General features: G+C 71.0%; 5 protein-coding genes. All 5 read right to left on the bottom strand.

Annotated features, from left to right (window positions below; genetic code table 11):
- Window positions 1-2: 2 nt before the first annotated feature.
- Window positions 3-2,036 (bottom strand): 3-deoxy-D-manno-octulosonic acid kinase, encoded by a 2,034-nt coding sequence (locus AC3WPZ_RS27505; protein WP_492442514.1) that lies wholly within the window; start codon window positions 2,034-2,036, stop codon window positions 3-5.
- Entirely contained in the window at window positions 2,012-2,752 is a 741-nt protein-coding gene (locus AC3WPZ_RS27500; protein WP_492442512.1) for a glycosyltransferase, read from the bottom strand. Before AC3WPZ_RS27500 ends, AC3WPZ_RS27505 begins: the two co-directional genes overlap by 25 nt.
- Window positions 2,753-2,814: 62 nt before the next feature.
- Window positions 2,815-4,173 carry a TolC family outer membrane protein gene (locus AC3WPZ_RS27495; RefSeq protein WP_492442510.1) on the bottom strand — a complete coding sequence of 453 codons (1,359 nt, stop codon included), beginning with the start codon at window positions 4,171-4,173 and terminating at the stop codon, window positions 2,815-2,817.
- A 170-nt stretch (window positions 4,174-4,343) separates the two neighbouring features.
- Complete coding sequence (locus AC3WPZ_RS27490; RefSeq protein ID WP_382159889.1) at window positions 4,344-4,697, bottom strand: rhodanese-like domain-containing protein; 354 nt, start codon at window positions 4,695-4,697, stop codon at window positions 4,344-4,346.
- Between the two features lie 34 nt (window positions 4,698-4,731).
- Window positions 4,732-5,433, bottom strand: coding sequence for a protein-L-isoaspartate O-methyltransferase family protein (locus AC3WPZ_RS27485; protein WP_382323658.1), 702 nt, complete (start codon window positions 5,431-5,433; stop codon window positions 4,732-4,734).
- Window positions 5,434-5,488 lie beyond the last annotated feature (55 nt).

The following is a 5,488-nucleotide window of genomic DNA, read 5'->3' as shown; positions in this document are numbered from 1 at the left end:
GGTCATGGGGGAGCGGGGAGGTCCTGGTAGCCCGCCATCAGCGGGGCCCAGTCGGCTTCGGTCCAGTGGTAAGGGGCGACGCGGGTGGCTTCCTTGCGCAGCGAGCGCCGCAGACGCTCCAGGTTGCGCGGCTTCCAGTCGCCGCCCGTGCGAACCCCGCATTTGTCGAAATCCACGATCCAGGCCTGGCCGGCCGGGTCGAGCAGCAGATTGTGGGCGTTCAGGTCGGCATGGAACACCTGCCGCTCATGCAGTTGCCGGATCGCGCGGCCCAGGGCCTGCCATTCGGCTGGCGCGAGCGGCCTTTGCTGGAGCCGTTGCACCACGTTCGCGCTGCCCGGGATGAGGCCGACGAGGATGTCGGCTTCGTAGAACAGGCCCGCGCGGGGCCAGTGGCTGGCGGCCACCGGCTCGGGCACCGGCAGTTGCCAGGAGCGCATCAGGCGCAGCAGGGTGAATTCGCGCATGGCGCGGCTGTCGTGCGGCGCGGCGCGCCAGAAGCGGTCGTGGCTCAGGCGGGCCATCAGGCCGCCGCGCCGGTAGTGGCGCAGCACATAGCCTTGCCCGCCCTCGTGGACCAGCAGCGCCTGGCCGCGCCCGCTGCCGGTGGCCAGGGCGGTGCCGCCCACATGGGCGATCGGGTCGAAGGTGCGCGCGGAGACCTGGCTCAGGTGGTGCGGATCGAACCAGGCGGTGCGGCCTGCGTCCACCGAGGCCCGCACGCGCGAGACGTTGCCGGTGTGTGCGGGCCGCCACAGCGGCCGCACCACGGCCAGCGTGCGCGCCGAGGCGCCCTGGTTGCGGGCGATCAGCTCGCGCGCGGCGTGGGCGCGGCGTTGCCAGGTCTCGGGTTGCATCAGCCAGCGCTGCACCGCCGCCGCCAGTTCGCGCGCGTCGCGCACGCGCTCGCCGGCGCCGCTGCGCGCGATCTCCTCGAACAGCGGCGCCGCGTTGTGGACGTGAGGGCCGAACAGCACCGGCTGGCCGACCGACATGGGCTCCAGCGGGTTGTGCCCGCCCACGGGCGCCAGCGTGCCGCCCACGAAACACAGCGAGGCGTGCTGGTACCAGTGCATGAGCTCGCCCATGGCGTCGATCAGCAGCACCTGCGTGCCCGGCGCCACCGCCTGCCCGCTGCTGCGCCGCACGAAACTCAGACCGCTGTGCTGCACGTGGGCCGCGACCTCGTCGAAGCGCTGGGGATGGCGCGGTACCAGCACCAGCAGCCAGCTCGGGTTGACGGGCGAGAGCTCGCTCCAGATCGCCAGCCAGGCGGCCTCGTCGCCTTCGTGCGTGCTGCCCGCCACCAGCAGCGTGCGCCCCTGCAGTTCGGGCGCCAGCGCCACGCGCGCGGCGGGCACGGCGACATCGAATTTCAGGTTGCCGGTGTCGTGCAGGCGCGGCTCGGGCACACCCAGCCCGCGCAGGCGCTCGGCGCTGGTGGTGTCGGCGGCCGCCACCGTGAGCTGTGGCCAGACGGGCCGCATCAGGCCCGGCCATCGCCGGTAGGTGCGCGCCGAGCCTTCGGAGAGGCGCGCGTTGACGAGCGCAACCGGGATCGCGTTGGCCCGGCATTGCTGCAGCCATTCGGGCCAGAGCTCGCGCTCCACGAGGATCAGCAGCCGGGGCTGCAGCCGGTTCAGGAAGCGGGCGACGGCACCGGGCGTGTCGATGGGCGCGTAGACGTGGCGGATCTGGTCGCCCCAGTGCGTCTGCAGCGCGCGCGCACCGGTGGGGGTCTGGGTGCTGACGACCACGGCGTGCGCCGGCCATTCTTCGAGCAGGGCGTGCAGCAGCGGTTGCATGGCCTGCACCTCGCCCACCGAGGCCGCATGGATCCAGATGCAGCCGAGCTGCTCGGGGTCGATGGGAATGAAACCGAGGCGCTGCCGCAGGTTCTGGCGGTAGCCGGGCTCACGCCGGCCACGCCACCACAACCAGCCCAGCAGGGGAGCGGCCAGGGCGCGGCTGAGCAGTCGGTACGCCCGATGGGGCAGCGAAACCGGGCTGCTCAGCGCCAATGGTCGGCGACCCATTGGGCGGGCAACACGCGCCGGTACCACTTGCCGCTCACGCCGGCAATGACATCGGGTGGGTTGGGCTTGCCGTGGAACACGATGATCTTGGCACCGGGCGGGATGGTGGGCGGCGAGAACCAGCCCAGGATGCCCGGGCGCATGCAGTGGCGCTTGAAGCTGCGGCACCAGGCCTCGGGCCAGTAGCTGACCTTGCCCTGCCGGTTGAGGTAGCCGGTGATGTACTCCTGCTCGTTGCGCACGTCCGCGATCGACTCCGGGTAGCCGTTCTTCAGGTGCTCCAGGGCGTCGGTGTGCGCGCCGATGGTGTAGAGGTAACACGAGGTGTTGCCCGTGCCGTCCTTCTTGTCCCATTCCTTGATGACGATGAAGGTGCCGGGCTGGTCGAAGAGCTCGTCCAGGCTGTCGACGATGACGATGTCCAGGTCCAGGAACAGCGTCTGGCCGGTGAGGTCGTAGAGCGGATCGGCGAAGCTGGTGAGCTTGAGCCAGCCGTGGCCGAAGCTCCAGGGCTTGCGCTGGTCGAATTCGTCGAAACCCACGGCGGGGATGGGCTTGACCTCGACGGCGGGGTTGATGCCTTCACCGTCGTCGGTCAGGCAGACGAAACGGAAGGGCCGGTGCAGGTGCCGCGACACCATGCTGTGGAGTTTGTTGACGTACTCGGGGCCGTACTTCTTGCCCCATTTGATGCACAACACGTTGACGGTCTGCATGGCTTCCTCTTCTGCGGGTGTTGGCTGGCTGACGCCAACTTGGCGGTCGAGTGTAGCGGAGCTCACTTCGCGAGCAGGGAATCGATGGGCAGCAGGTCTTCGGGCAGCAGGGCGCCGCTGGCCTGGCGCAGGCGCAGGCTGCTCAGCAGCACGTTGTAGCGCGCCTGGGCCAGGTCGCGCTTGGTCTGGAACAGCTGGCTCTGCGCGTTGAGCACGTCGATGTTGATGCGCACGCCCACCTGGTAACCCAGGCGGTTGGCGTCCAGCGCGCTCTGGCTGGAAGCTTCGGCGGCCTGCAGCGCGCGCACCTGGCCCTGGCCCGAGACCACGCCCAGGTAGGCGCTGCGCGTGGACAGGTCCACCCCCCGGCGCGCGGCTTCGAGGTCGGAGCGCGCCTTTTCTTCCAGCGCCAGGGTTTCCTTGACCCGGTTCTGGACTGCGAAGCCGGCGAACAGCGGCAGGTTGAACTGCACGCCGACGCTGGCGGTGTTGGTGCGCACGTTGCCGGGGATCGGCAGGGTTGTCATGGGGCCGCGCGCCACCTGGTACTGGCCGACCAGGTCCAGCGTGGGCTTGTGCCCGGCTTCGGCCTTGCTGGTTTCGAGCTGGGCGATCTCCAGGTTGCGCGTGGCCTGCAGGATGGTCGGGTGCGTGCCGGGGTTGCGGTCCACCCAGGCCTGCGGGTCGGCCGGCACCACCTCGGGCAGGGTCACGGGCGCGGCCAGCGGGCGCGGCTCCACCGAGGGGCGGCCCACCAGCTGGTTGAGTGCGAGCTTCTTCACGCGCAGGTCGTTCTCGGCCGCGATTTCGCGCGCCAGCACCAGGTCGTACTGGGCCTGCGCCTCGCGCGAGTCGGTGATGGTGGTGGTGCCGACCTCGAAGTTGCGCTTGGCCGCGGCCAGCTGCTCGGCCACGGCGGTCTTCTGCGCCTGCACGAAGGCCAGCGTGTCCTGCGCCGCGAGCACGTCGAAGTAGGCCTGCGAGGTGCGCACGATGAGGTCCTGCTCGGCCAGGGTGAGGCGGGCCTTGGCGATGTCGACGCTGAGCTCGGCCTGGTCGTTGGTGATCCGGTTGGCCGGGCGGTACAGCGGCTGGCTGGCCGAGAGCGTGGCGCTCTGGTTGTTGCTGTTGCCGTCGAGCGCGCCGTAGTTGCTCACCTCGCGCCGCGCCCAGCTCGCCGCGGCGGCCAGGCCGGCTTGCGGCAGCAGGCCGGCGCGGGCCTGCGCGGCCTGGGCCAGGGACGCGTCGTACTGCGAGCGCGCGGCCAGGTAGGTGGCGTCGAACCCGCGCGCGGCCTCGTACAGCTGCACCAGGCTCTGCGCCTGGGCACCGGTGGCGAGCGCGCCCAGCACCAGCATGACCGCCCGCGGAAACAGCGGGTGGTGGGCAGACGACTTGCGAGCGGACGAAGCGGCTTTCATGCGGTGTTCCTTGGAGCGGGACGGAGGTGCTGAGAGACTCGTGAGAGAGGCAGCCCCCCAGGGGCGTCCAGGGTCCGGCTTTGCCGGCCCGAGATGCCGTCCCCCCTCGAAGCGCCGAAGGCGCGCCACGGAGGGGGGAAGCCGCGAAGCGGCGCAGGGGGCGTTTCATTTCAGTAGACGGGCACGCTGGGGTCGCGCTGCTGCGACCAGGCGTGGATGCCGCCGTCGATGTTCACGACGTGGGTGAAACCATTGCCTTCGAGGAACTGCACCACCTGCGCGCTGCGGCCGCCGTGGTGGCACAGCACGGCGATGGGCTGGTGTCGGTCGAGTTCGAGCAGGCGCGCCGGCACCGTGCGCATGGGCATGGCGCGCAGCTCGAAGCCCTCGGGCTTCACGGAAGCGGTCTGCAGCTCCCAGGGTTCGCGCACGTCCAGCACGACGGGCAGGGCAGCCTGCGGTGCGGCGGGGTCGGCGGCCTGCTTCAGCCAGTCGGGCAGTTGGGCGGGGGTGATCGAGTTCATGGCGGCGTCCGTGGGCGGGGGAAGGTTTCCGGGCTCAGAAGCGGAAACGCGAGGGTTCCGGGAAGTGGCGCAGGCGCGGGGCCACGGTGTCCCAGGGCTGGGCGGTCTGGAAGGCGGCCTCGCCGGTGCGGGTGACGATGGTCGCGCGCATCATGGGCTCGAAGCCGACGATCGCGGCCAGGCGCCCGCCCGGGGCCAGCAGGTCCAGCAGGGCCGAGGGGATCTCGGCGACCGAGCCGCTGAGCACGATGGCGTCGAACGGCGCGCCATCCGAGCAGGCCGCGAAGCCCTTGGCGGCGGCATCGGCGCAGCGCACCTCGGCGTTGGTGATGCCGGCCTTCTGCAGGTTCTCACGCGCCAGGCGGGCCAGCGCCTCGTCGATCTCGATGCTCACCACGCGCTGCGCCAAGCTGGCCAGCAGGGCCGCCATGTGGCCGCTGCCGGTGCCGACTTCGAGCACCTTGTCGGTGGGCTTGAGCGCGAGGTCCTGCAGCAGGCGCGCCTCGACCTTGGGCGCGAGCATCGCCTGGCCGTCCACCGCGGGGTGGTTCAGCGGCAGTTCCATGTCGGCGAAGGCCAGCGACCGGTGCGCGGCGGGCACGAACTGCTCGCGGTGCACGCGGTCCAGCAGGGCGAGCACCCGGGCGTCGAGCACCTCCCAGGGGCGGATCTGCTGCTCGATCATGTTGAAACGGGCCTGGCTCAGGCTGAGGGAGGGGGCGGTGGAAGTGGTCATGGCATCGACTCGCAGGAACGGTGTTTCTAGAGGGGGCGGCGGGAACCGCGAGATT

It is taken from the genome of Hydrogenophaga sp. FW305-3-2-15-A-LB1, assembly GCF_058787875.1.
This window is presented reverse-complemented; position numbering and strand designations above follow the sequence as displayed.